Annotated in this window: 28 protein-coding genes and 1 pseudogene; 15 read left to right on the top strand and 14 right to left on the bottom strand. The window is 68.0% G+C overall.

Annotation, left to right across the window (positions count from 1 at the left end; translation table 11 throughout):
• Positions 1 to 88: 88 nt before the first annotated feature.
• From LCL61_RS16120 to LCL61_RS16105, 4 genes are all read left to right on the top strand, one after another.
• Positions 89 to 928, top strand: coding sequence for an AfsR/SARP family transcriptional regulator (locus LCL61_RS16120; protein ID WP_340687561.1), 840 nt, complete (start codon positions 89 to 91; stop codon positions 926 to 928).
• A 41-nt stretch (positions 929 to 969) separates the two neighbouring features.
• Positions 970 to 1,656: a helix-turn-helix domain-containing protein gene (locus LCL61_RS16115; protein WP_340687560.1), complete on the top strand. Its 687-nt coding sequence runs from the start codon at positions 970 to 972 to the stop codon at positions 1,654 to 1,656.
• Positions 1,657 to 1,771: 115 nt separating this feature from the next.
• On the top strand, positions 1,772 to 2,350 hold the full coding sequence (locus tag LCL61_RS16110; protein WP_340687559.1) for a hypothetical protein: 579 nt from the start codon (positions 1,772 to 1,774) through the stop codon (positions 2,348 to 2,350).
• Positions 2,347 to 3,681 (top strand): copper resistance CopC/CopD family protein, encoded by a 1,335-nt coding sequence (locus tag LCL61_RS16105; RefSeq protein WP_340687558.1) that lies wholly within the window; start codon positions 2,347 to 2,349, stop codon positions 3,679 to 3,681. Before LCL61_RS16110 ends, LCL61_RS16105 begins: the two co-directional genes overlap by 4 nt.
• Here the strand turns inward: LCL61_RS16105 and LCL61_RS16100 are convergent, their stop codons facing one another.
• A complete protein-coding gene (locus LCL61_RS16100; RefSeq protein ID WP_425342047.1) occupies positions 3,682 to 4,290 on the bottom strand; it encodes a maleylpyruvate isomerase family mycothiol-dependent enzyme in 609 nt (202 codons plus the stop codon).
• A gap of 299 nt (positions 4,291 to 4,589) precedes the next feature.
• On the opposite strand from LCL61_RS16100, the gene LCL61_RS16095 reads away from it, so the two are divergent.
• Positions 4,590 to 5,258, top strand: a complete 669-nt coding sequence (locus tag LCL61_RS16095) for a M protein (RefSeq protein ID WP_340687556.1) — start codon at positions 4,590 to 4,592, stop codon at positions 5,256 to 5,258.
• On the opposite strand, the gene LCL61_RS16090 is transcribed toward LCL61_RS16095, so the two are convergent.
• Positions 5,255 to 5,617: a YciI family protein gene (locus LCL61_RS16090; protein ID WP_340687555.1), complete on the bottom strand. Its 363-nt coding sequence runs from the start codon at positions 5,615 to 5,617 to the stop codon at positions 5,255 to 5,257. The genes LCL61_RS16095 and LCL61_RS16090 overlap by 4 nt on opposite strands.
• A 171-nt stretch (positions 5,618 to 5,788) precedes the next feature.
• Here LCL61_RS16090 and LCL61_RS16085 point away from each other — a divergent pair.
• Positions 5,789 to 5,932 (top strand): annotated as a pseudogene (locus LCL61_RS16085) (metal-sensitive transcriptional regulator); the annotation flags it as partial.
• 1,739 nt (positions 5,933 to 7,671) lie between these two features.
• Here the strand turns inward: LCL61_RS16085 and LCL61_RS16080 are convergent.
• From LCL61_RS16080 to LCL61_RS16070, 3 genes are all read right to left on the bottom strand, one after another.
• Positions 7,672 to 8,925, bottom strand: coding sequence for a hypothetical protein (locus LCL61_RS16080; RefSeq protein ID WP_340687554.1), 1,254 nt, complete (start codon positions 8,923 to 8,925; stop codon positions 7,672 to 7,674).
• 508 nt (positions 8,926 to 9,433) lie between these two features.
• Positions 9,434 to 9,568, bottom strand: a complete 135-nt coding sequence (locus LCL61_RS16075; protein ID WP_340687553.1) for a hypothetical protein — start codon at positions 9,566 to 9,568, stop codon at positions 9,434 to 9,436.
• A gap of 32 nt (positions 9,569 to 9,600) precedes the next feature.
• Complete coding sequence (locus LCL61_RS16070; RefSeq protein ID WP_340687552.1) at positions 9,601 to 10,182, bottom strand: methyltransferase domain-containing protein; 582 nt, start codon at positions 10,180 to 10,182, stop codon at positions 9,601 to 9,603.
• Here LCL61_RS16070 and LCL61_RS16065 point away from each other — a divergent pair.
• Positions 10,097 to 10,276 carry a MerR family DNA-binding transcriptional regulator gene (locus tag LCL61_RS16065; protein ID WP_340688600.1) on the top strand — a complete coding sequence of 60 codons (180 nt, stop codon included), beginning with the start codon at positions 10,097 to 10,099 and terminating at the stop codon, positions 10,274 to 10,276. The two genes, LCL61_RS16070 and LCL61_RS16065, sit on opposite strands and share 86 nt — an antisense overlap.
• Positions 10,198 to 10,473, top strand: coding sequence for a MerR family DNA-binding protein (locus LCL61_RS16060; RefSeq protein ID WP_340687551.1), 276 nt, complete (start codon positions 10,198 to 10,200; stop codon positions 10,471 to 10,473). Before LCL61_RS16065 ends, LCL61_RS16060 begins: the two co-directional genes overlap by 79 nt.
• Positions 10,474 to 10,523: 50 nt before the next feature.
• Here LCL61_RS16060 and LCL61_RS16055 read toward each other — a convergent pair whose 3' ends face one another.
• The 3 genes from LCL61_RS16055 to hisH form a co-directional block, all read right to left on the bottom strand.
• Positions 10,524 to 10,871: a DUF1330 domain-containing protein gene (locus tag LCL61_RS16055; protein WP_340687550.1), complete on the bottom strand. Its 348-nt coding sequence runs from the start codon at positions 10,869 to 10,871 to the stop codon at positions 10,524 to 10,526.
• Between the two features lie 80 nt (positions 10,872 to 10,951).
• A complete protein-coding gene (priA, locus tag LCL61_RS16050) occupies positions 10,952 to 11,689 on the bottom strand; it encodes a bifunctional 1-(5-phosphoribosyl)-5-((5-phosphoribosylamino)methylideneamino)imidazole-4-carboxamide isomerase/phosphoribosylanthranilate isomerase PriA (RefSeq protein WP_007029948.1) in 738 nt (245 codons plus the stop codon).
• A gap of 9 nt (positions 11,690 to 11,698) precedes the next feature.
• Positions 11,699 to 12,322 carry an imidazole glycerol phosphate synthase subunit HisH gene (hisH, locus tag LCL61_RS16045; protein WP_340688599.1) on the bottom strand — a complete coding sequence of 208 codons (624 nt, stop codon included), beginning with the start codon at positions 12,320 to 12,322 and terminating at the stop codon, positions 11,699 to 11,701.
• A 136-nt stretch (positions 12,323 to 12,458) separates the two neighbouring features.
• Between hisH and LCL61_RS16040 the strand changes: the two genes are divergently transcribed.
• The 3 genes from LCL61_RS16040 (at position 12,459) to LCL61_RS16030 (ending at position 14,591) form a co-directional block, all read left to right on the top strand.
• The gene (locus LCL61_RS16040; protein WP_038510342.1) at positions 12,459 to 12,638 is read left to right on the top strand and encodes a hypothetical protein; all 180 of its coding nucleotides are present in this window, start codon (positions 12,459 to 12,461) and stop codon (positions 12,636 to 12,638) included.
• Between the two features lie 72 nt (positions 12,639 to 12,710).
• Positions 12,711 to 13,883, top strand: a complete 1,173-nt coding sequence (locus LCL61_RS16035) for an acyl-CoA dehydrogenase family protein (RefSeq protein WP_340687549.1) — start codon at positions 12,711 to 12,713, stop codon at positions 13,881 to 13,883.
• Positions 13,884 to 13,922: 39 nt separating this feature from the next.
• Positions 13,923 to 14,591 (top strand): NIPSNAP family protein, encoded by a 669-nt coding sequence (locus tag LCL61_RS16030; protein ID WP_340687548.1) that lies wholly within the window; start codon positions 13,923 to 13,925, stop codon positions 14,589 to 14,591.
• On the opposite strand, the gene LCL61_RS16025 is transcribed toward LCL61_RS16030, so the two are convergent.
• From LCL61_RS16025 to LCL61_RS16015, 3 genes are read right to left on the bottom strand one after another with little or no spacing between them, the layout of a single operon-like run.
• Complete coding sequence (locus tag LCL61_RS16025; RefSeq protein ID WP_340687547.1) at positions 14,577 to 15,005, bottom strand: NUDIX hydrolase; 429 nt, start codon at positions 15,003 to 15,005, stop codon at positions 14,577 to 14,579. The two genes, LCL61_RS16030 and LCL61_RS16025, sit on opposite strands and share 15 nt — an antisense overlap.
• Positions 15,006 to 15,015: 10 nt before the next feature.
• The gene (locus tag LCL61_RS16020) at positions 15,016 to 15,906 is read right to left on the bottom strand and encodes a transketolase family protein (RefSeq protein WP_340687546.1); all 891 of its coding nucleotides are present in this window, start codon (positions 15,904 to 15,906) and stop codon (positions 15,016 to 15,018) included.
• A gap of 4 nt (positions 15,907 to 15,910) precedes the next feature.
• Positions 15,911 to 16,603, bottom strand: coding sequence for a transketolase (locus tag LCL61_RS16015; RefSeq protein WP_340687545.1), 693 nt, complete (start codon positions 16,601 to 16,603; stop codon positions 15,911 to 15,913).
• A gap of 52 nt (positions 16,604 to 16,655) precedes the next feature.
• Between LCL61_RS16015 and soxR the strand changes: the two genes are divergently transcribed.
• Together soxR and LCL61_RS16005 are read left to right on the top strand one after the other, a co-directional pair.
• A complete protein-coding gene (gene soxR, locus LCL61_RS16010; RefSeq protein WP_016335982.1) occupies positions 16,656 to 17,117 on the top strand; it encodes a redox-sensitive transcriptional activator SoxR in 462 nt (153 codons plus the stop codon).
• A 46-nt stretch (positions 17,118 to 17,163) separates the two neighbouring features.
• Positions 17,164 to 17,712 (top strand): RNA 2'-phosphotransferase, encoded by a 549-nt coding sequence (locus tag LCL61_RS16005; RefSeq protein ID WP_340687544.1) that lies wholly within the window; start codon positions 17,164 to 17,166, stop codon positions 17,710 to 17,712.
• Here the strand turns inward: LCL61_RS16005 and LCL61_RS16000 are convergent.
• Together LCL61_RS16000 and LCL61_RS15995 are read right to left on the bottom strand one after the other, a co-directional pair.
• The gene (locus LCL61_RS16000; RefSeq protein ID WP_340687543.1) at positions 17,709 to 18,581 is read right to left on the bottom strand and encodes a hypothetical protein; all 873 of its coding nucleotides are present in this window, start codon (positions 18,579 to 18,581) and stop codon (positions 17,709 to 17,711) included. The two genes, LCL61_RS16005 and LCL61_RS16000, sit on opposite strands and share 4 nt — an antisense overlap.
• Positions 18,582 to 18,627: 46 nt before the next feature.
• Positions 18,628 to 19,197: a TetR/AcrR family transcriptional regulator gene (locus LCL61_RS15995; protein ID WP_016335985.1), complete on the bottom strand. Its 570-nt coding sequence runs from the start codon at positions 19,195 to 19,197 to the stop codon at positions 18,628 to 18,630.
• Between the two features lie 160 nt (positions 19,198 to 19,357).
• Here LCL61_RS15995 and LCL61_RS15990 point away from each other — a divergent pair, with 160 nt between their 5' ends.
• Positions 19,358 to 21,532: an MMPL family transporter gene (locus tag LCL61_RS15990; RefSeq protein ID WP_340687542.1), complete on the top strand. Its 2,175-nt coding sequence runs from the start codon at positions 19,358 to 19,360 to the stop codon at positions 21,530 to 21,532.
• An 89-nt stretch (positions 21,533 to 21,621) separates the two neighbouring features.
• Here LCL61_RS15990 and LCL61_RS15985 read toward each other — a convergent pair whose 3' ends face one another.
• Positions 21,622 to 21,777 carry a hypothetical protein gene (locus LCL61_RS15985; RefSeq protein ID WP_016335988.1) on the bottom strand — a complete coding sequence of 52 codons (156 nt, stop codon included), beginning with the start codon at positions 21,775 to 21,777 and terminating at the stop codon, positions 21,622 to 21,624.
• A gap of 88 nt (positions 21,778 to 21,865) precedes the next feature.
• On the opposite strand from LCL61_RS15985, the gene LCL61_RS15980 reads away from it, so the two are divergent.
• Positions 21,866 to 22,204 (top strand): metalloregulator ArsR/SmtB family transcription factor, encoded by a 339-nt coding sequence (locus LCL61_RS15980; RefSeq protein ID WP_340687541.1) that lies wholly within the window; start codon positions 21,866 to 21,868, stop codon positions 22,202 to 22,204.

Raw genomic sequence — 22,204 nt, 5'->3', positions numbered from 1 at the left:
GGCTCACTGGCCCGCGCCGGGCCGCTCTGCCACTGTCGAAGTACTGGGATTCAGGTCTCGACGCGTATCGAGCTGGAGGGCGCTTGCGATGTACACCGGATCACGAGTAGCGGACACGCACCACGGCTCGGCACCTAACCCGATTCCGGTCGCGCCCGCAAGCCCCGTCCGTTTCACCCTCCTCGGCCCGCTCGAACTCGTGCGGGACGGGATCGACTACGCGCCGACGACACCGAAGCTGCTGCAGGTGCTCGCCTTGCTGGTGATGAGCCCGGGGAAGATCGTCCCCATCGACACGATCGTGCGGGAACTGTGGGCCGACGACCCGCCGCGCAGCGTCCGCACCACCATGCACACCTACCTCTACCAGCTGCGCAAGTGCATCGAGGAGAACGAGCTCGCCCCGTACGGGGAGACCATGCTGGCGACGAAACCGCCGGGATACGTGTTCCGGATCGCCCCCGAGCAGGTGGACGTGTTCGAGTTCCAGGAGCTGCAGCGGCGGGCCCGGGAGCTGCAGCAGCGGGGCGAGCACCCCGAAGCGGCGAAAGCCTTCCGTTCCGCGCTCGCCCTGTGGTCGGGCCCGCCGCTCGCGAACGTCCACTGTGGACCGGTGCTGTCGGCGTACTCGGTCGATCTGGTCGAGCAGCGGCGCAGCACGCTGCACCTGCGGATCGAGGCGGATATCGCGGCCGGGATGCGGCACGAGCTGATCGGCGAACTGCGGTCCCTGGTCGCCGCGAACCCGCTGGACGAGGCCTTGCACGGGCAGCTGATCCGCGTGCTCGGCCGCAGCGGGCGGCGTTCCGACGCGCTCGCCACGTACCGTCAGGTGCGGACCCGCCTCAACTACGAACTCGGCGTCGAACCCTGTGACGAACTGCAGGTACTGCACCATGGCCTGCTTTCCGAGGGTGAACCCGCGTGAACACCACTCCCGGCAACGGAAACGAAAGTGAGGATCGACGGATGAGCATTCGTACCTATGGGCAGTTCTGCGGTCTGGCCAGGGCGCTGGAAATCATCGGCGAACGCTGGTCGCTGCTGATCGTCCGTGACCTCGTCCTCGGCCCGAAGCGGTTCACCGAGCTGCAGGCCGGCCTGCCCAAGATCCCGCCGAGCACGCTGTCCGCGCGGCTCAACGAACTCGAGCAGTCCGGGGTGCTCCGCCGCCGCCTGCTCCCCCAGCTCGACGCCGCGGTGGTCTACGAACTCACCGAGTACGGCAGCGAACTCGACCAGATCGTGCTGGACCTCGGCCTCTGGGGCGCGCGGTCGCTCGGGCAGCAGTCCGCCGACGACGTCTTCACCCTGGACTCGGCGATCCTCTCGCTGTACACGACCTTCCGGAGCGAAAAGGCCAAGGGCGTCCAGGTCACCTACGAACTGCGCTACCCGGGCGAGATGCTCCTGCACGCGATCGTCGAAGACGGCGCGCTCAAGGTCGCGGAGGGCGCGCACCCCGGCGCCGACGCGGTCATCGAACCACTGGGCCCGTTCATCAAGGACCTGCTGACCGGGGACCTCACCGCCGCCGACGCGACCCGAACCGGCAAGATCCGCCTCGAAGGCGCCTTCGAATACCTCGAACTGTTCGCGGAACTGTTCCATATTCCCGCGGCTCCGAAAGTGACGGAAGGAATCGTCGTTCGTTGAGCCATCCGGCGTAATACCGCAGGTCGGATCAGCAATCCGGAGTAACGGAAAACTACGGATCGCGAGCTATCGTCAAGATCCGTCACCGGTCGGTCTTTCGTCATAGGAGCCCTTCATGGCCACACTGGATTCGCGTCGTCCGGGTCTGCTCGCCTCGCTCAACGGGAAATACCACCGCGCGGCGCTCCTTGCCTTCGCGGTGGTGGTCGTGGCCCACTGGGCGGAACACCTGGTGCAGGCGTTCCAGATCTACGCCCTGGGCTGGAAGACCCCGGACGCGCGCGGCGTACTCGGGATCCCCTTCCCGAAACTGATCAGCTCCGAATGGCTGCACTACGGCTACGCCATCGTCATGCTGGTCTTCCTGTTCGCCCTGCGCAAAGGTTTCGCCGGCCGTTCGCGGCAGTGGTGGAACCTCGCGCTCGGCCTGCAGTTCTGGCACCACATCGAGCACCTGCTCCTGCTGATCCAGGCGCAGACCGGCTGGCGCCTCGGCGGCGGCACCGCGCCGAGCAGCATCATCCAGCTGTTCATCCCGCGCGTGGAACTGCACCTGTTCTACAACACGATCGTCACCATCCCGATGATCATCGCGATGATCGTGCACCGGAAGGCCCCCGCCGCCGAGCGGGAGCTGACCGGGTGCACGTGCTCGCCCGAAAGCCGGCGCGAGCTGGCGACCGCGGCGTCGTGACCAGGAGGCTCTTCGCGCTACTGGCGTTGCTGGCGGCGTGTTTCGGGGTCGCGGTGCTCACCGCGGCCCCGGCCTCGGCTCACGTCGAACTCCTGTCCTCGACCCCCGCCGACGGCGCCCGGCTCACCTCGGCCCCCGCCCGGGTCTCGCTCACCCTGTCGGAGAACATCGGCATCCAGCCGAACTCGATCAAGGTCGTCGACCAGCAGGGCACCGACGTGGTGTCCGGTCCGGTGTTCCAGCCGGGTGACGTCGCCGAAGAGGTCGCCGTCGAACTCGAACCCGACCTTCCGAACGGCAGCTACCTCGTCGAGTACGCCTTCGTCTCGACCGATTCGCATCCCGTGCGCGGCACGATCGCCTTCGTGATCGGCACCGGCCCCCTGATCACGTCGGCGGGCGCGGTGTCCGCCTCCACCGGGACCGATCCGGTGACCGACGCGCTGTTCACCATCTTCCGCTGGGGCTCCTTCGGCGGTGTCGCACTGGTGGGCGGACTGGTATTCCTGCTGGTCTGCCGTCCGGACGGCCGCACCGACCCGTCGGCGCGGAAGCTGATCACCGCGGGTCTGTGGCTCTCGGGGGTCACGGCCGTGGCCGGATTCCTGCTGCAAGGTCCGTACGTCGCGGGCCGCGGGGTGGGCGCGATCTTCGATCCGGCGCTGATCGAGGCGACCCTGCGGGTGGCGTACGGGAAACTCCTGCTCCTGCGCCTGGCCGCGATCGTCGCGCTCGCCGTGATCGCGCGACGGCTGCTCGCGGGTGACCTGCCGGATCGGCTGCGCTCGCGTTACGAGAACCTCGGCATCGCCGCCGGATTCATCGTGATGCTGAGCTTCTCCGCGACCGGGCACGCGGTGGCCGACAAGATCATGTTCCTCTCGGTCAGCGCCGACCTGGCGCATTTCGGCGCGATGGCCGTCTGGGTCGGCGGGCTGATCCAGCTGGCCGTGCTCCTGCGCGGCAGGTACCCGGCGTCCGAGGCCGAGCCGGCGCTGGCGCGGTTCCACCCGATCGCCACCCGGTCGATCGTGATCATGGTGGTCAGCGGCGCCTACCTGGGCTTCCGGCTCGTGCCGTCGGTGGAGGCGCTCTGGACGTCCGCGTACGGCATCGTCTTCCTGCTGAAGCTGACCGGGTTCGCCGCGTTGCTGCTGGTGGCGAACCTGAGCCGCAACGCCGTGCGACGCGGGCTCTCCGGACGCGGCGGTACCGGCGTGGTGACCGCCGACCTGCGGAAACTGCGGATCAGCGTCGGGATCGAGGTACTGATCGTGGCCGTGGTGCTCGCGCTGGCCGCGGCGCTGTCCTCGATGTCCCCGACCGGCTGATCACCGCTCGATCTCCGCGTCCGGCGGGGTGAACGGCCCCCAGGTGAAGGCCCGGAGCCACGGCTCGGGATCGCCCAGCCAGTCCATGGCGGCGATCTGGGCCGGGCTCCGGCGCCCGGCGAGCGACCGGTACAGGTCCACGGGCGCGCCCGCGAGCACCGCGGCGACCGGCTCGGTGCCGGCGATCCAGGTCGCGCCCTCGGTCTCGATCCGCATCCCGGGCAGTCCGTGCCTGCCCAGCGAGTCGCCGAGGCCGCGGACGAGCACTTCGAATCCCCGCAGCCAAGCGGCGTGCGCCCCGGGCGGCGGAACGCCGAGCGCGTACCGGAGATCGAGTTCGTGAGTGAAGGCGTCCATCACCATGATGTCGCCGCGCCCCTTCCCGTCGCTGTCGGCGGCGAGGAGGGTGTCGGCTTCGTGACCGCGTTCGAGCCAGAGCTTCAGCACTTCGGCGGCCGACGCCGTCTCCGGCACCGGGCAGGACTCGCCACCGAACCGGGTGATCACCCGATCGCAGATCTCGGCCAGATGCGCGATCAACTCGCGCACAGTCCACTGTGGACAAGCCGGGACGGCCCGCTCGGCGGCGTCGGCATGGTCGGCGACCAAGACCGCGAAGTTCTCTCTGACCTGCCGATACCCTTCGGCCGCTGTCGCCGTATTCCAGCCAGGGACCCGAATTCGGCTGATCGTCACGCGGCCACCTCCAGTAGGGGTAAGCGATGGTCGTCCATTCTCCCACCGCTTCGGAGCTTCACCCTTCTTCCCGATTGCGCGTACCGTTCAAAGCAAAGACCACCCACCCGTGGCGCGTGTCGCCGAGGCTTCAGGCACACTGGTCGGTGAAAGCCCCGTGTGGCAAGAGAAAGCGCCCAATGGCGACACATCGACCACTGTGGAGGTGACCAATGGAGATGCCCGGCTTCGATCTGGCGTGGCGTGGTTTCGATCGCGCTCAGGTCCGGGAATTCGTTCGCGAGGTGGAAGCCGAACTACGACGGGTGAAAGCCGAACGCGACGAGGCCCTCCGCCGCGAAGAGGTTCTCGCCGCCGAACTCACCGGCGCGCGCGAGGACATTCGCGAATTGAAGGCGACGGTCGACCGGATCAGCCGTGTCCCGATCGCGCCGGACGCGTTGCAGGAGCGCTCGCGCCGGATGCTCGAACTCACCCGCGAAGAAGCCGAGGACATCACCGCGCGCGCCGCCGAGGAGGCCGCCAAGGCCGAGGCGGAACGGAAGCGGGTCGCCGAAGACTTCGAGCTCGCCATGTCGCTGCGCCGCGCGGAGGCGATGCGCGCCCTCGCCGCACAGGACGAAGCCGCGCAGGCCCGGGCGCGAAAACTGCTCGACGACGCCACCGAAGAGAGCGAGCGTCTGGTCGCCGAAGCGCGGCAGAAGGCCGACGTGGCCCTCCGCCTGCGCGATGACGTGCTGAAACAGCTGGTCGGCTGCCGCGAACTGCTCACCGAGGCCGGCTCGGTACTGGCCGTGCCCGACTCACCGAGACCGGAAGTGCCCGTTCAGCGCCGGAGCAGGCCCGAAGCCCGCACCGGCACCGAAGCGGCCGCGACCTAAGCGGGGTCGCCCGACGAAAACACGACCGGCCGGATCTCCATCGCGTTGATGTGCGCGTCCGGGATCTGGCCCGCGATCTCGATCGCGCGCTCCTTGCTGTCGCATTCGACCAGGTAGAAGCCGGCCAGGTACTCCTTCGACTCCGCGAACGGGCCGTCGGTGACCACCGGGACACCGTCACGCACCCGGACCACCGTGCTCTCCTTCGGCTCCGCCAGCGCCTGCGTCCCCAGCAGTTCGCCGCTCTCGGTGAGCTTCTTCGTGAAAGGGTCGATGCGGGCGACCACCTCGTTGCGCTCCTCCTCGGGGAGCGCGTCCCAGGCGGTGGGGTTCATCGTGATCATGATCATGTACTTCATCGGGGTTCCTCCTGGTCGTTCCGGCGGCCGGTGCCCGGCCGCTCACGTGGAAGTCGGAGCGGCCGGATCGTCCTCGACATCCTGGCACCCGGAAATTCCGCGCCCCCCGGGCACATACGAGGGGAGGGTATAGTGGCCGGTGGCAGGGAACGACGAGAGAACGGGTGCGGAATGACGGGCTACGGCACCGAGCGGGAGGCCTATCTCAAGCGCCTGCGCCGGATCGAGGGACAGATCCGCGGCTTGCAGCGGATGGTGGAGGAGGACAAGTACTGCATCGACATCCTGACGCAGGTGTCCGCGGCCACGAAGGCGCACGCTCGTCACCGATTTCCGGCACCCGCGACACTCGGTCCGCCGAGCCATGTACCACGTCACCGACGACGCCGCGATCCGCAGGAGCCTCGGCTAGAGAACCAAGGCCGCCCGATTCCTCAAGGGGCCGAGCGGGCGCGACAGGCTGGCGCACCGCCTTCATCCAGTTCTGGACCGATTCGCGCCTGAGAAGCCCCTCGCCACCAAGAGCGAGAATGTCTTTCGGCTGATAACGCCACCGGCCTTCGCTGCTCTTTTCGGCAGCCAGGCCTTGCACCCACGCCCGCAGCCAAGCCACCGAATTGTTGTTCAGCTTCGTGGCGGCCCTGTCGAAAGAAATACCTTTAGGAAGAACCAGGGAGTCCAGGTAGGCCCGCAAGGTTTCCGGACCGAACTCGTCGTCCGAGCCCGGCCGCCACCGCGTCACATCCTCCATCGTCGCGACAGCCGCCAGGCCGGATTCGCCCGGCTCCGGGTGCGACCCTCCTACCTGATCGTTCTCCACCCCGGCATCGACCGCAGTCTTGCGCGCCTCTCTGATCCAAACTCTGACGGTCTTCGCGACAAAAACGCCCTCTCCACCAAGTGCGAGAACGTCTTCCGGCTCATAACGCCACCGACCTTCGCTGTCTTTTTCCGCAGCCAGGCCCTGCACCCACGCCCGCAGCCAAGCCATGGAATGATTGGTCAGTTGCCCCACAGCAGCCCTGTCGAAAGAAATGCCCACAGGAAGAACAAGCGTATCCAGGTAAGCCCGAAATGTTCTCGGCCCGGCCGCATCGACTGAATCCGGGCGCCACCGCACCACATCCTCCATCTTCGCGACACCGGCCACGACAGCAGAGGACGACTCCGGCCTGCCCACCACTTCGTCAAGAGCGGGAGAATCGAGACCGTCCGATTCCCCGGGGGGCTGAGCGGGCACGACAGGCTTGCGCGCCGCGTCGATCCATCTTTGGGTTGTTCTGCGCTTGAGGAGCCCCCCACCAGCAAGAGCGAGAATTCCGCCAGTCGAGTAAAGCCACCGGCCTTCACTGTCTTTTTCCACAGCCAGGCCCTGCACCCACGCAAGCAGCCAGTCCCGAGCAGCATCGTTCAGCTTCGTGAGGGCCCTGTCGAAGAAAACACCCTTGGGCAGGGTCACCGTGTCCAGATATGCCCGCAATGTCCTCGGGCCGACCGCATCATTTGGATCCGGCCGCCACCGGACCACATCCTCCTTTTTCGCGGCAGCCGCCGGCGCCAGGTGCGCCCCTCCCACCCCACGCGCCGCTCCGGCATCCACCACAGCCTCGCGCGCCTCTTTGGTCCAAACCCTGACGGTGTGGGGGACAAAAAGCCCCTTCTCACCAAGAGCGAGAATTTCGCCAGGCGAGTAACGCCACCGACCTTCGCTGTCTTTTTCCACGGCCAGGCCCTGCACCCACGCCCGCAGCCAAGCCATGGAATTGTTGTTCAGCTGCGCCACAGCGGCCCTGTCGAAAGAAATGCCTATAGGAAGAACAAGCGTGTCCAGGTAAGCCCGAAATGTTCTCGGTCCGGCCGCATCGACTGGATCCGGCCGCCACCGGACCACATCCTCCATCTGTGCGACAGCAGTGAACGGCTCTGACCGACGCGGCGACTCACCAAGATCAGCAAGCCGCGGCTCATCGGAAAGGCCAGCACCGGTTTCCGCGCTACCAGGAAGAACGGCAGGCGAGGTACCGAGTTTCGTCGCGAGTTCCTCGGCCAGCCTCTCAGCGTCCTGCTCGGACAGTCCGTTCGCCAGATACCCCGCGACGACGTCCTTCACCGCATCGTTCAGCCTGACAGCGTCCGCATGCTCCGGCCCAGGACTCTCGGTCCAGACCGGCACCCGATGAAACCGCGACACGATCCGCGTAGCCTGATCGAGGAAAGACCGAAGCTCCTGGACAGAACCCTCGCCGAACTGCCGCGAAAGCCCACCACCACCATCCACCACGCTCGTCACCGATTTCCGGCACCCGCGACACTCGGTCCGCCGAGCCATGTACCGCGTCGCCGACGACGTCGCGATCCGAAGGAGCCTCGGCAGGAGAACCAAGGCCGCCCGATTCCTCAAGGGGCTGAGCGGGCACGACAGGCTGGCGCACCGCGCTGATCCATTTTTGGGTTGTTCTGCGCTTGAGGAGCCCCTCACCACCAAGAGCGAGAATTTCGCCCGTCGAGTAAAGCCACCGGCCTTCGCTGTCTTTTTCCGCAGCCATGCCTTGCACCCACGCCTGCAGCCAGTCCCGAGCAGCATCGTTCAGCTTCGTGGTGGTCCTGTCGAAGAAAACACCCTTGGGCAGGGTCACCGTGTCCAGGTAAGCCCGCAATGTCCTCGGGCCGACCGCATTTACCGGATCCGGCCGCCACCGCGCCACATCCTCCTTTTTCGCGGCAGCCGCCGGCGCCAGATGGGCCCCTCCCACCCCAGCACGCGCCGCCCCGGCATCCACCACAGCCCCGCGCGCCTCTCTGATCCAAACTGTGACGGTGTGGGGGGAAAAAAGCCCCTCACCGCCAAGAGCGAGAATTTCTTTCGGCTTATAACGCCACCGGCCTTCGCTGTCTTTTTCCGCGGCCAGGCCCTGCGCCCACGCCCGCAGCCAAGCCATGGAATTGTTGTTCAGCTGCAACACGGCAGCCTTGTCGAAATAAATACCTTCAGGAAGAACAAGGGTGTCCACGTAAGCCCGAAATGTTCTCGGCCCGGCCGCATCGACTGGATCCGGCCGCCACCGCACCACATCCTCCATCTGTGCGACAGCAGTGAACGGCTCTGGCTCTGACCGACGCGGCGACTCACCAAAATCAGCAAGCCGCGACTCATCGGAAAGACCAGCACCGGTTTCCGCGCTACCAGGAAGAGCGGCAGGCGCGGTGCCGAGTTTCGTCGCGAGCTCCTCAGCCAGCCTCTCAGCGTCCTGTTCGGACAAACCGTTCGCCAGATACCCCGCGACGACGTCCTTCACCGCATCGTGCAACCGGACAGCGTCCGCATACTCCCGACCCGGATTCTCACCCCACACCGGCACCCAAGGAAACCGCGACACGATCCGCGCAGCCCGATCGAGGAAAGACCGAACCTCCTGGACAGAACCCTCGCCGAACTGCCGCGAAAGCCCACCACCACCATCCACCCAAGCACGAGCACCCTCAGGATCCGACGGAATCGACGGCCACAACGGCACCGCCCCCACCGGAGCGATATCCGCNGATCCCTTCCGATGCCGCGACAGCGGCGTCGACAGCATCGCCGTCCTCCAACGAATCCAGCGCGACATTGACCTCCTTCAATACATCAGAAGCAGTGATTTCCTTGAGTAGCGCCACAGCGGCGTTGCGGGTATCCACACACAGGAACCTACAACCGACCACCGACAGTCTCCGGACCCACGATCATTTCCGTTACACAGCAACGGAAATCTTCGGCCACCGCGCGACTTCCGCACAACGCGGCACCATGGTCGCCGATTTTCGGCGTCGACCACCTCACACCACCCCGGCAGCCAAGAACTGCGGCACCGCCACATCACCGACTTGATCCGCCAGCCAAAGCTCCCCTTCCGCCAAGGAAATCGCCCCGGACAGCAACGTCCACCAGCCCGCGCAGGAACGGCTCCCCACCGAGGAATCCGACCACTCCCTCGACCGACACCTCACGAAACCCGTTTCCGGCGAGCAGCCGTCGGAATCCCCGCGCGATCCGGGGTGCGGTGATCACCGAAGCCCGCGCGCGCACGATCTCCCGGGTCAGCGCCGGATCTGAGGAATCGATCACCAGCGCCTCGTCCACCAGGGACCAGAACCCGCCGCGCCTCCGCGAGGGCGACCTCGGGCTCCGCGAGTTCATGGAACACCTTGTCCGCCCGATAACCCGCGAATCCACCGTCGACCGGCAAGGCGTAAGCGTCCCCGATCAGGAAATCGCGATCGGGTGAGCGCCGCCGGGCCTCTTCCAGCATCTCGGCCGAAAGGTCGACACCGACAGCGCGGAAACCCAGCCACGACAACTCGGATACGGCCGGCCCGGCACCACAGCCGACGTCGATCACGGCGGAACCAGGTTCGAGCCGGAGCAGTTCGTAGGTCCGGGCCCGAAGTTCTGCGGCTGCCGGCAGGACATCGGCGGCGTCGAGCCGCTGCAACATGGACATACCGCAGATCGTCCGGCTTAATGTCGACATGAAGTCAAGCACCTTGAGCGTCGGCGAGGTCGCGGAGCGCTTCGGCCTGGCCACGCATGTCTTACGCCATTGGGAGTCCGTCGGCCTCCTCAAGCCGGCGCGGGCGGCCGGATCGCGATCATTCTGCGCTCGAAGGAGGCGGGCCTGAGCCTCGATGGCATCCGTGAGATGTTCCGCTGGCCCAGCGAGCGCGAAGCGATCCTCAAGCGCCACAAGAAAGAACTCGAGCAACGTATCGCGGCCGCGCAGGCCTCGCTCGCGATCGCCGACTGCGCGCTCGGGTGCGAGCACGACGACTTCACCCAGTGCGCGTACTTCCGGGAGGCGGTGGCGCGGGCCGGATGACCCAAGTCGAGATACGCCTTGCCGTCCTCGTCGTACACCGTCCTCACCACTCACGAGGCCTGCAGCGCCCGCAGCGAGGCCGCCAGCGCCGCCGAGTCGTGGTCCGGCCCGCATCCCTCCACCAGGATCAGATCGCCGGGGATGTGGTCGGCCCGCAGCGGCAGGATCTCCCGGTACGCGGGCGAGTCGTACCACTCCCGCGCGGCGTCGAGGCTCGGGAACTCGATGAGCACGAGCGCCCCCGGCCACTCCCCCTCGACGACGTGGACCCCGGCTCCGTGCACGAGGAATCTGCCGCCGAAGGGATCGAGCGTGGCCTGGATCCGTTCCATGTACTCGAAGACCTCTTCGGCCAGCACAGTGGCGGGGCGAAGGTGGGCGAGTCCGTAGGCGGCCATGGTGTCCCTCCAGGTTTCGTTGTCCTGGAAGGAATCCTGACCGAGCCGGCGCGTGGCGTCGATTACCCGGGAGGTAAAGCTCAGAACTCCGCGACGGCCGCGAGCGCCTCGGGCAGGGTGAACGCGCCGGCGTAGAGCGCCTTGCCGACGATGGATCCCTCGACACCGTCGCGGGCCAGCGCGGCCAGCGCGCGGAGATCGTCCACACTGGACACACCACCGGAGGCGATGACCGGCGCGTCGGTGCGGGCGGCGACCTCGCGGAGCAGGTCGATGTTCGGCCCCTGGAGGGTGCCGTCCTTGCTCACGTCGGTGACGACGTAGCGCTGCGCGCCGTCGCGGTCGAGCCGGTCGAGGACCTCCCAGAGGTCACCGCCGTCCTGCGTCCAGCCGCGGGCGGACAGCCGGTGCCCGGCCTCGGTGATCCGCACGTCCAGCCCTATGGCGACGCGGTCGCCGTAGGAGGAGACGACCTTCGCGGTCCACTCCGGGTCCTCCAGCGCCGCGGTACCGAGGTTGACGCGGCGGGCGCCGGTGGCCAGCGCGGCCTCCAGCGAGGCGTCGTCGCGGATGCCACCGGACAGCTCCACCTGGACGTCGAGCTTGGCCACGACGTCGGCGAGCAGTTCGCGGTTGGAACCCTTGCCGAACGCGGCGTCGAGGTCCACCAGATGGATCCACTCCGCACCGTCGCGCTGCCAGGCGAGCGCCGCCTCCAGCGGGCTGCCATAGGAGGTTTCGGTGCCGGCCTCGCCCTGGACGAGTCGCACGGCCTGGCCATCGGCCACATCAACGGCGGGAAGGAGCGTGAAAGTCACGCGCCCACTCTAAGACAGGGTGTGCAGCCAGTTGCGCAGCAGGTGCGCCCCGGCGTCCCCGGACTTCTCGGGGTGGAACTGGGTCGCCCAGAGCGGCCCGTTCTCGACGGCGGCGACGAAGTCCTGGCCGTGGTTCGCCCAGGTCACCTTGGGTTGCCGTCCGGCGAGGCCGGAGTCCAGTTCCCAGGTCCGCGCGGCGTAGGAGTGCACGAAGTAGAACCGCGTGTCCGCGTCCAGACCGGCGAACAACTGCGAGTCCGCGGGGGCGCGGACGGTGTTCCAACCCATGTGGGGCAGGACGTCGGCCTCCAGCTTGTCGACCGTGCCCGGCCACTCACCGGCGCCCTCGGCCTCCACGCCGTGCTCGACACCACGTTCGAACAGGATCTGCATGCCGACGCAGATGCCCAGCACGGGACGGCAACCGGCGAGGCGTTTGCCGATGATCTTCTCCCCCGACACCGACCGCAGCCCCTCCATACAGGCGGAGAAGGCGCCGACACCGGGGACGACCAGGCCGTCGGCCTCGAGGGCGGCATGCGGGTCGGCGGTGACCTCGACGTCGGCGCCGGCGCGCTGAACTGCACGTTCGGCGGACCGGAGGTTGCCGGACCCGTAGTCCAGGATCACCACGCGAGGAGTAGCCACGCGTCCCAGGTTAGCGGACCGGATTTTCCGCGGATTCCCTGTTTCGACCTTCACTCTTCTGGGTAATAGCGACTCCGAGTGAAAGGCCGGCGCAGGACCGCCCTGCACTTATGGAGGAACGATGCAGGACGCCGACGACCTGACCCGCCTGCTCAGCGCCTGGCGCGAAGACATCGACAGCGTGCCTTTCCCTACCTTCGCGGAGCTGCTGATCCCGGCGCAGAAGCGGCGCTCCGCCCCGGCTCGGACGGCCACGGCATCGGTTCAGGTGACGAAGACCACCGGATGGCGGGATCGCTGACACTCGACTCCGGTCGCGTGTGTGGTTTTCTTCATAGGAAGACGCCCCACCGAGCCGACCAGGAGTGACCGCATGAGCAGCAGCCCGGATTCGCGCGACTTCCTCGATCTCGACGCCGAGCTCACCGCCGAGGACCGGGCCATGCGTGACGCAGTGCGCTCCTACGCCCAGGACCAGCTCCTGCCCAACGTCGCCGAGTGGTACGAGACGGGCGCGCTGCCCGCCGCCGAGCTCGCCAAGGGGTTCGGGCAGCTCGGACTGCTCGGCATGCACCTGGAGGGTTACGGCTGCGCCGGGACCAGCGCCGTCGCCTACGGCATCGCCTGCCGCGAGCTGGAGGCCGTCGACTCCGGGTTGCGCAGCTTCGTCTCGGTGCAGGGCTCGCTGGCGATGTACGCGATCCACAAATGGGGCACCGAGGAGCAGAAACAGGAGTGGCTGCCCCGGATGGCCGCCGGTGAGGCGCTCGGCTGTTTCGGCCTGACCGAACCGGACGCCGGCAGCGACCCCGGCAGCATGCGGACCCGCGCGGTGCGCGACGGCTCGGACTGGGTGCTGAGCGGCACGAAGATGTGGATCACCAACGGAACCGTGGCCGACGTCGCGGTCGTCTGGGCGCGGACCGACGAAGGCGTGCGCGGTTTCGTCGTCCCCACGAACACGCCGGGCTTCACCGCGAACGAGGTCAAGCACAAGCTGTCACTGCGCGCCTCGCTGACCGCGGAACTCGTGCTCGACGGCGTCCGCCTGCCGGATTCCGCGGCCTTCCCCGAGGTCAGGGGCCTGCGCGGACCGCTGTCCTGCCTGAACGAGGCGCGCTACGGGATCCTGTTCGGCGTCGTCGGCGCCGCTCGCTCCTGCTACGAATCCGCGCTGGAGTACACGCTGAGCCGGGAACAGTTCGGCAAACCGCTGGCCGGGTTCCAGCTCACCCAGCGCAAGCTCGCCGATCTCGTCGTCGAGGTCAACCGCGCCGGTCTGGTCGCGCTGCGGATCGGGCGGCTCAAGGACGCCGGGACGCTGCACCACAACCACGTCAGCTTCGGCAAGCTCGCCAACGTCCGCTCCGCGCTGGAGGTCGCCAGGACCGCGCGCGCCATGCTCGGCGCCAACGGGATCTCGCTGGATTACCCGGTGATGCGGCATATGTCGAACCTGGAAACCGTGCTGACCTACGAAGGCACCGAAGAGATGCACGCGCTCTCGCTCGGCCAGTCGGTCACCGGTCTGGCCGCCTTCCGCTGAGCCGCCGGAACTGTCGGTGCGGACCTCTATGGTCCGCGTATGACCGTTTCCCCCGCGTTCCAGTCCGTCGTCGAACTGCGCCGGTACACGCTGCACCCCGGCCGCCGGGACGAGCTGATCGAGCTCTTCGAGCGCGAGTTCGTGGAGAGCCAAGAAGCCTGTGGCATGCGCCTGTTCGGCCTCTTCCGCGAGCCTGCGGAGCCGGACAAGTTCGTGTGGCTGCGCGGTTTCCGGGACATGGAGACCAGGCGTGCCGCGCTCGAATCGTTCTACCAGGGGCCCGTGTGGCGAGAGCACGGCCCGGCGGCGAACGAGACGATGATCGACGCATCGGACGTCCTGTTGCTGCGCCCGTCCGGGCCGGGGTTCCCCGCTCCGGGCGGCGCTGGGGATTCCCGGGTTCTGGTGACGGTGTGCCATCCTGCCGTCCCGGTCAAGGAGTTCTCCGAGTACTTCGCGGACAACGTGGCGCCCGCCTTGCGGGAATCAGGCGTGGACACGTTCGGCCACTTCGAAACGGAGCCCGCGGAGAACACCTTTCCCCGTCTTCCCGTGCGGGAGAACGAGACGGTGTTCGTCTGGTTCTCCAAGTTCACGGAAGAACACCGCGAACTCCTGGACCGGACAGGCATCGAACTCGCGGGCAAACTCGAACGCCCTTGGCGACAACGGGAACTGACGCCGACCGCGCGGTCAGTCCTGCGCTGAAAGGAGGTCCGCGAGTCCGTCCGGGTACAGGATCGCCTTGCCGCTCGCCACGTCGGCCATCGGCAGCCAGTGCACGCGCGCGCCGTCGTCGAGCACCACGCCGACCTCGTCGCGCTCGTAGAACGCCTTGTCCGTCAGGTCCGCGCTGAACAGGAACACGATCTCGTGCCCCGGCCTGCCTTCGAAGGTGAACACGTTCTCCAGCACGGCGATCTGCTCGACCGAGGTCAGCTCCGCCGCGAGTTCCTCCTGGAATTCGCGGTGCAGCGCCTCGGCGGCGGTCTCACCGAACTCGATCCCGCCGCCGAGCGGGCGATGGTAGGTCACGCCTTTGGTGTGGTCGCGGCCTTCGAACACGAGAAGGTCTTCACCGCGGCGGATGACCCCGAGCGCGAGCGGGCGGATCTTCGTCACCCTGGTGACGCTAGCGGAGGAATTCCTTGACGGACAAGGTGATCGAACCGGCGTCGAGGCCGTGCGCGAGGTCGTGATCGGCCATTTCGCCGTAGATCCGCACTTCCGCGTCACGCCGGACGCCGAGGGAGAGCAGCCGGTGCGGAGTTTCGGACAGAGCGTCCGTCACCGCGTGCGCCGACGTCCCCGCGAGGTACGGCTCGATCAGCACGACGTCGGTGGCCCCGGTGTCGTCGACGGCCGCGCGCAGCCCGGCGGCGTCGAACGGCCGGATGGTCGAGGTGTAGAGCACGGTCACGTCGAGATCGGCGGTCGCCTCCAGCGTCCGGTCGAGCATCGGCCCGACGGCCACCACCACACCTCGCCTGCCTTCGCGCAGCGTTTGCAGACCCGCCCCCAGATGGGCTTTCGCGTTCTCCTGCGCGGAAAGCCGGAGATAGACGCGCCCGTCGCCAGGCATGGACTCGAGCAGCAGCCGCCGTGCCTCTTCGGGATGCCCCGGCACGTGCACGGTCCAGCCCGGCAGCGTGTCGATGAGGGCGACGTCCCCGGGCGCCTGGTGGGTCCGCCCGGCGGTCGACATGTCGTAGGACGCGCCCGAGGACACCAGCACGGCCCCGACGTCCTGGTGCCCGAGGTCGAGTTTGACCTGCTCGAACGCCCGCTCCACGAGGAACGACGAGAAGGTGTGGACGATCGGCCGCATGCCGGCCAGCGCGAGTCCGCCCGCGGTGCTCATCATCAGCTGTTCGCGGATGCCGACGTTGAGCACCCGGTCGGGATGTTTCCGCGCGGCGAAGGCGAGTTGTGCCGCGGAGATGTCGGCGAGCACGACGGCGACGTTCGGGTCGGCGTCGAGCGCTTCGGCGGCGGCTTCGAGGAACGTTTCACGCATGTTCACGGGCTCAGGCCTTTCGCTCGACGGTCGCGACCACGGCGAGCGGCCGGTCCGGATGAGGTGTGGTGAAGGCTTCGTGGAGCGCGTCGTGATCGCGGCCGTCGACGGTGCGGGTCGTCCAGCCTTCGACCTCGAACCGGCGCGCGATCCCGCCGGGCCAGCCGTGCGTGGCCGAGGAGTTGTCGATGACGACGGCGGTCAGCTGCGGCATGCCGATCCGGCCCGCGACCGCGATGGCCTCTTGGTTGGAGCCCTCGTCCAGTTCCGCGTCGCCGAGGAGGGTGACGACCTTGGCGTCACGGAATCCCTTGGCGCGCAGGCCGAACACGGTGCCGATGGCCAGCGGGAGCCCGTGTCCGAGCGAACCGCTGGAGATCTCGGCCCCGGGAAGCCTCGCCCGGTCGGGATGGTGACCGAGGCGGGACTCGGCCGAAGTCCAGTCGGCGAGTTCTTCCTCGTGGAGGAAGCCCTTCTTCGCCAGCACCGCGTAGTAGGCCATCGGGCCGTGCCCCTTCGACAGCAGGAAACGGTCGCGGCCCGGATCACGGACGTTCTCCGGGGTGATGTCGAGCACACGGTCGTAGAGCACCCACAGGACGTCCACAGTGGACTCCGCGGCCGCCTGGTGTTTCTCGTCCCCGGTCATCAACGAGATCAGCCTCGGCAGATCCTCGTAGCCGGTCTTGGTGTCGGTGGTCATGAACCGAGGTTGCAACCTCGACTTAGGTCGAAGTCAAGGCTAATCTGGCGACGTGACGAGACTGGCTGAACACCTGAGCATCGGGCAGGTCGCCGACCGCAGCGGCGTGCCCCATACGGCTTTGCGTTTCTACGAGGACAAGGGACTGATCAGCTCCGAGCGCTCGGCGGGCAACCAGCGCCGGTACTCGCGCTCGGTGCTGCGCCGGATCGCCTTCATCCGTGCCGCGCAGCGGGTCGGGCTCAGCCTGGACGACATCAGCTCGGCACTGGAAACCCTACCCAAGGACCACGCGCCGACCAAGGCCGACTGGGCCCGCCTTTCGCGGGGCTGGCAGGACGAGCTCGACGCGCGGATCGACGCGTTGCAGCGCCTGCGCGACAGGCTGACCGGATGCGTCGGCTGCGGTTGCCTCTCCCTGCGCAGCTGCGGGCTCTACAACGCCGACGACCAGATGTCCCGCTTCGGCCCCGGCGCGGGGAAACTGCGCCCGGCTTCCGAGGGCGGCATCTGAATTCCGTTGCCACGCGGGGGCCGGATATGCGTCACTGTGACTCGAAATGGACAAGAAGAACCTCATCCGAGTCTCGAAACGGCTCTCCCGGCACCTGCGGCACGCACCCGGCGACATCGGGATCACCCTCACCCCTGACGGCTGGGTCGACGTCGACACGCTCTTGGCGGCCTTGCGGCGCAATGGTTTGCCGCTCACCCGCACCGAACTCGACGAAGTGGTCGAGGGCAAAAACAAACGGCGCTTCGCTTTCGACGAGGCCGGGCTGCGGATCCGTGCCAGCCAGGGCCACAGTGTCGACGTCGACCTCGCACTGCCCGCCGCGATCCCGCCGGAGGTGCTCTACCACGGCACGGTCTCCCGGTTCCTCGACGCGATCCTGCACGAGGGACTCCGGCCGATGAAGCGGCACGCCGTGCATCTCTCGGCGACCGTGGACACCGCGCGGGCCGTCGGGGCGCGGCGCGGCGTCCCTGTGCTGCTCGCCGTGGACGCCCGGGAGATGTCCGCCGCCGGTCACGAATTCCAGGTGAGCGCGAACGGCGTCTGGCTCACCGCCGCCGTCCCGCCGGAGTTCCTCCGCAGACTCCCTTAGACCAAGCCGTTGTTCCGCAGGAGCGACAACGTGTTCACGGTGAACATCCCGTTCCACTCCAGCGCGGCGGCCGGCGAATAGCTCGTGTAGTCGACCCGCCAGCCGCCGTCGTCGTGCTGCCCGCCCGCCACCCGCCGCAGATCCGCATCGACGATCTCCGGCCGGAAGAGCTTCCGTGCCGGGCCACCGGGTTCCGGCGCGAAGTCGAGCGGGCGCATGGCCTCGCCCTCGATCCCGCCGCCGACGGCGACCACACCGTCGTCCGGGACGAACCGGCCGAGCTTCTCGACCAGGCGCGTGTCGCCGAGCGAGTCCACCAGCTTCATCGCGAAAGCGAGCACGAGCGCGTGCGGCGCCTCGTCGAGCTTCTCGATCTCATTTAGGCAGTAGCGCGTTGCCTTCGCGAGCCAGGGATGCGCGGCGACCGCCGGATCGTGTGCCGCGACGCGATGCGCGGTCACCGCGACGATCGCGGTGATCTGCAGTGAGGAGACCGCCGGATCCGCGCTCGTCCAGAACGGCGCGCCGCCCTCCGGATCCGGCATCGGCAGCGCGAACGGGATCCCGCCGTCGGGCAAGGAGATCGAGGCCAGCCAGTCACAGAGTTCGGCCGCGCGCGGACTTGTCGACTTGCCGACGTCGGCGAAGACCTCGAAAGCGTGCAGCGCACCGGCGGGCTGACTGGTCACCGAGCGGCAGTCCGGTTCGAGTCCGTGGCCGTAGCCGCCGTCGGGATTGCGGTACGCCTCCAGCGCGGCGAGCGCCGCCGCCGGGTCACCGTCGCGGAAAAGGACCTCGAAGCGCCGCCTGTCGAGCAGCCGGGCCTGGGTGGCCATGAACGTGGCCGCCGTCTTCAGATCGATGTTCATGCCGACAGGGTCGCGTGGATCGCGGCCGCTGTCTTGAACACATCGGTCACGAGCGTCGGCGCGGGCGGTTGTAGAGCTTGCGTCCGACGGCCAGGAGCGTTTCGCGCAGTGTCTCGTCGTCGAGCGAGGCGACCTCGGGCGAGCCGCCGGCGACGGCGATCCCAGCCAGCAGTACCTGCGCCGTCACGATCGCGGTGAGATCCGGATCGGGGCCGACGAGGATCTCCAGCAGCCGGTTCTTGAAGCTGTCCGAGCTGTGCACGGACTTCTCGATCGCGCGGGCGATGCCGGGGTCGCTGGAGAACAGGGCGACCAGCGAACGGTGCCGCACCACGAGATCGACGAAACCGTCGAGCAGGTGGTCGATCTGCGCGCCCCGGGTGCGCTGGGCGCGGGCGTCGTCGACGATGCCTTCGAGCTCTCGCAGCACGGGTTCGGCGACGGATTCGGTGATCTCCGCCTTCGTCTTGAAGTGGTAGTAGACGGCGGCCTTCGTGACGCCGAGGGCGTCCGCGATCATCTGCAGCGAGGTGCCTTCCACGCCGTGTTCGGTGAACAACCGCAACGCCGTGCCCAGTAGTCGCGTGCGGGTGTCCTCCGCGTGGACGACGTCCATGTTCCCTCCTCGTTCAGCCGTCGGAGATTACGTCAAGCGTGCCCGCGTGGCCAAACGAGTACTAGCCGTGCGGCTAGTCACACACTTGCCGATCGGCTTGTAGGCCCCTAGCCGATCGGCTAGCTTGGAATGAACCTGATCGAGTGAACGGGAGACTTTCGTGGCCAGCTTCCTGTACCGCCTGGGCCGGTTCTCGTTCCGGCGCCGGGCACTGGTGACGGCGGTGTGGGCCGCCGTCCTGGTGGCCCTCGGCGCGGGCGCGCTGACCCTGTCCGGCCAGCTTTCGAACTCGGTGACCATCCCCGGCACCGAGTCGCAGAAGGCGATCGACCAGCTCGCCGACCGGTTCCCGGAAGCCGCCGCCGGTGGCGCGACGGCGCGCGTCGTCATCTCGACGCCCGGTGACATCACCGACGCCGGTGGGCAGGCGGCGATCGCCCGTCTCGTCACCGGGCTCAAGGACGCGCCGAAGGTCGCCGGCGTGGTCGACCCGTTGCAGGTGCAGGCGATCTCGCCCGACAAGCATGTGGCGCTGGCGCAGGTCAGCTATCGCGTGCCGGGCTTCGAGCTCACCGACGCCGACCGCGACGGCCTGATGGCCGCCGCCGATTCCGCCAAGGCGGCCGGGTACACCGTCGAATTCGGCGGTGACGCCGTGCAGGCGATGCCCGCCACGAACGCCACCGAAGGCCTCGGTGTCGCGGTCGCCGCCGTCGTCCTGATCATCACCTTCGGCTCGCTGCTCGCGGCCGGGATCCCGCTGCTGACCGCGCTCATCGGCGTCGGCATCGGCATGGCGGGCATCACGACGGCGTCCGGTTTCCTCGAACTGAACACGAACACGCCGGTGCTCGCGCTGATGATCGGCCTCGCCGTCGGTATCGACTACGCGCTCTTCATCGTTTCCCGCTATCGGCACGAACTCACGATCGGCCGAGATCCGGAGGAAGCCGCCGGACGCGCCACCGGCACGGCGGGCTCCGCCGTGGTGTTCGCCGGGCTGACCGTGATCATCGCGCTGGCGGGCCTGACCGTCGTCGGCATCCCGTTCCTCGGCGAGATGGGCATCGCCGCGGCGATCACCGTCGCCATCGCGGTCGTCATCGCGCTCACCCTGCTGCCCGCCGTGCTCGGCTTCGCGGGCGGCAAACTGGCGGGCGGCAAGATCCGCTTGCGCCGCAAGGAAAACGCGACGACACACGGCGAGCGCTGGGCACGTTTCGTGGCCCGCCGCCGGATCCCGGTGCTGATCGCCGCGATCGCCGGCCTCGCGATCGTCGCCATCCCGGCCGCGAGCATGCAGCTCGGCCTGCCGAACGACAGCACCGCCGCGCCGGACACCACCCAGCGCAAGGCCTACGACACCGTCGCCCGCAGCTTCGGCGAGGGCGCCAACGGGCCGCTGGTGATCGTCGTCGACCTGAGCGCCAGCACCGACCGGCAGTCCGCGCTCCAGCAGGCGGCCGCGGGGATCGGCGGGCTCCCCGAACGCCCGATCGTCACGCCGCCGAAGATCAACCGGGACGGTGACCTGGCGCTGCTGACCGTCATCCCGAAGAGCGGCCCCAGCAGCACCGCGACCGAAGACCTGGTCAGCGACATCCGCGGCCTGAACGCGGGGCTGGGCACGGCCACCGGCGCGTCGCTGGCGGTGACCGGCCAGACCGCGGCCAACATCGACGTCTCGGAGAAACTCGCCGACGCGATGCTGCCCTATCTCGCGCTGATCGTCGGGCTCGCGTTCCTGCTGCTGATGCTGGTGTTCCGCTCGATCGTGGTCCCGCTGAAGGCGACGCTGGGCTTCCTCGGCTCCGTGGTCGCGACGTTCGGCGCCGTGGTGGCGGTGTTCCAGTGGGGCTGGCTCACCGACCTGCTCGGGGTGAAGACGACCGGGCCGATCATGAGCATGCTGCCGATCCTGCTGATCGGTGTGCTGTTCGGGCTCGCGATGGACTACCAGGTGTTCCTGGTGACCCGGATGCGAGAGGAGTACGTCCACGGCGCCGACCCGCAGCAGGCGATGGTCACCGGCTTCAGGCATGGCTCCCGCGTCGTGGTCGCCGCCGCGCTGATCATGATCAGCGTGTTCGCCGGGTTCGTCCTCGCGGAGTCGTCGCTGATCCAGTCGATCGGGTTCGCGCTGGCCTTCGGGGTGCTGGTGGACGCCTTCGTGATCCGGATGACCATCGTGCCGGCGCTGATGTCGCTACTCGGACGCGGTGCCTGGTGGCTGCCGAAGTGGCTGGATCGCGTGCTGCCCGATGTGGACGTCGAAGGCGAGAAGCTCGCGAAGCAGCTGGACGCTCCTGACGAGCGGGAGCTGGTCCGGAGCTGAAGGACGCTTTACCCGCATTAGACGCGGCGAAGGGGACTTTCCTCGCATGAGATGCGGGGAAAGTCCCCTTCAGCTCGTTTGAAGCTTGATCAGGCCAGCCAGGCGATGGCGCCACCGATGGCCAGCAGCGCGCCGATCCCCAGCACGACGGCCATGAACTTGACGCTCTTCCAGGTCGCGTAGACGCCGCCGATCAGGAAGCCGCCGAGCGCGAACAGCAGCACAGCGATGGTCGTGTTACTCACGACCGCCACCCTGCCACACGTCCGGCACCGCGACCGCGCCGGGCCAGGACCTTGCCCTCGCGACCGGGCACGGCTAACGTACAACCACATGGTTGCACTTCGAGAGGAGAGCGAGGAGTCGCTCAACCGGCTCTTCCGCGCCTTGGCCGACGGCACCCGCCGCGACATCCTGGCGCGGGCGATCGCGGAAGCGCCGTCGGTGTCCGAACTCGCCGCGCGCTACGAGATGAGCTTCGCCGCCGTGCAGAAACACGTCGCCGTGCTCCAGCGCGCGGGTCTCGTGCGGAAGCGCGCCAACGGCCGCGAACAACTGGTCTCGACCGACCGCGAGCGGCTCCAGCGCGCCAGCGAGCTTCTCGACTCCTACGAAGTCCTTTGGCGCCAGCGGGTGGCGCAGCTCGACGATGTCCTGCGAGAAGGGGAATGA

Origin of the sequence: Amycolatopsis coloradensis (assembly GCF_037997115.1) — a bacterium.
Taxonomy (GTDB): domain Bacteria; phylum Actinomycetota; class Actinomycetes; order Mycobacteriales; family Pseudonocardiaceae; genus Amycolatopsis; species Amycolatopsis coloradensis_A.
This window is presented reverse-complemented; position numbering and strand designations above follow the sequence as displayed.

Bases quoted from the DNA above. Each gene is read 5' to 3' on its own strand.
- LCL61_RS16120 (WP_340687561.1), top strand. From the start codon at position 89: ATGTACACCGGATCACGAGTAGCGGACACGCACCACGGCTCGGCACCT.
- LCL61_RS16115 (WP_340687560.1), top strand. From the start codon at position 970: ATGAGCATTCGTACCTATGGGCAGTTCTGCGGTCTGGCCAGGGCGCTG.
- LCL61_RS16110 (WP_340687559.1), top strand. From the start codon at position 1,772: ATGGCCACACTGGATTCGCGTCGTCCGGGTCTGCTCGCCTCGCTCAAC.
- LCL61_RS16095 (WP_340687556.1), top strand. From the start codon at position 4,590: ATGGAGATGCCCGGCTTCGATCTGGCGTGGCGTGGTTTCGATCGCGCT.
- LCL61_RS16090 (WP_340687555.1), bottom strand. From the start codon at position 5,617: ATGAAGTACATGATCATGATCACGATGAACCCCACCGCCTGGGACGCG.
- LCL61_RS16055 (WP_340687550.1), bottom strand. From the start codon at position 10,871: ATGGCCGCCTACGGACTCGCCCACCTTCGCCCCGCCACTGTGCTGGCC.
- LCL61_RS16040 (WP_038510342.1), top strand. From the start codon at position 12,459: ATGCAGGACGCCGACGACCTGACCCGCCTGCTCAGCGCCTGGCGCGAA.
- LCL61_RS16035 (WP_340687549.1), top strand. From the start codon at position 12,711: ATGAGCAGCAGCCCGGATTCGCGCGACTTCCTCGATCTCGACGCCGAG.
- LCL61_RS16030 (WP_340687548.1), top strand. From the start codon at position 13,923: ATGACCGTTTCCCCCGCGTTCCAGTCCGTCGTCGAACTGCGCCGGTAC.
- LCL61_RS16015 (WP_340687545.1), bottom strand. From the start codon at position 16,603: ATGACCACCGACACCAAGACCGGCTACGAGGATCTGCCGAGGCTGATC.
- LCL61_RS16005 (WP_340687544.1), top strand. From the start codon at position 17,164: ATGGACAAGAAGAACCTCATCCGAGTCTCGAAACGGCTCTCCCGGCAC.
- LCL61_RS16000 (WP_340687543.1), bottom strand. From the start codon at position 18,581: ATGAACATCGATCTGAAGACGGCGGCCACGTTCATGGCCACCCAGGCC.
- LCL61_RS15995 (WP_016335985.1), bottom strand. From the start codon at position 19,197: ATGGACGTCGTCCACGCGGAGGACACCCGCACGCGACTACTGGGCACG.
- LCL61_RS15980 (WP_340687541.1), top strand. From the start codon at position 21,866: ATGGTTGCACTTCGAGAGGAGAGCGAGGAGTCGCTCAACCGGCTCTTC.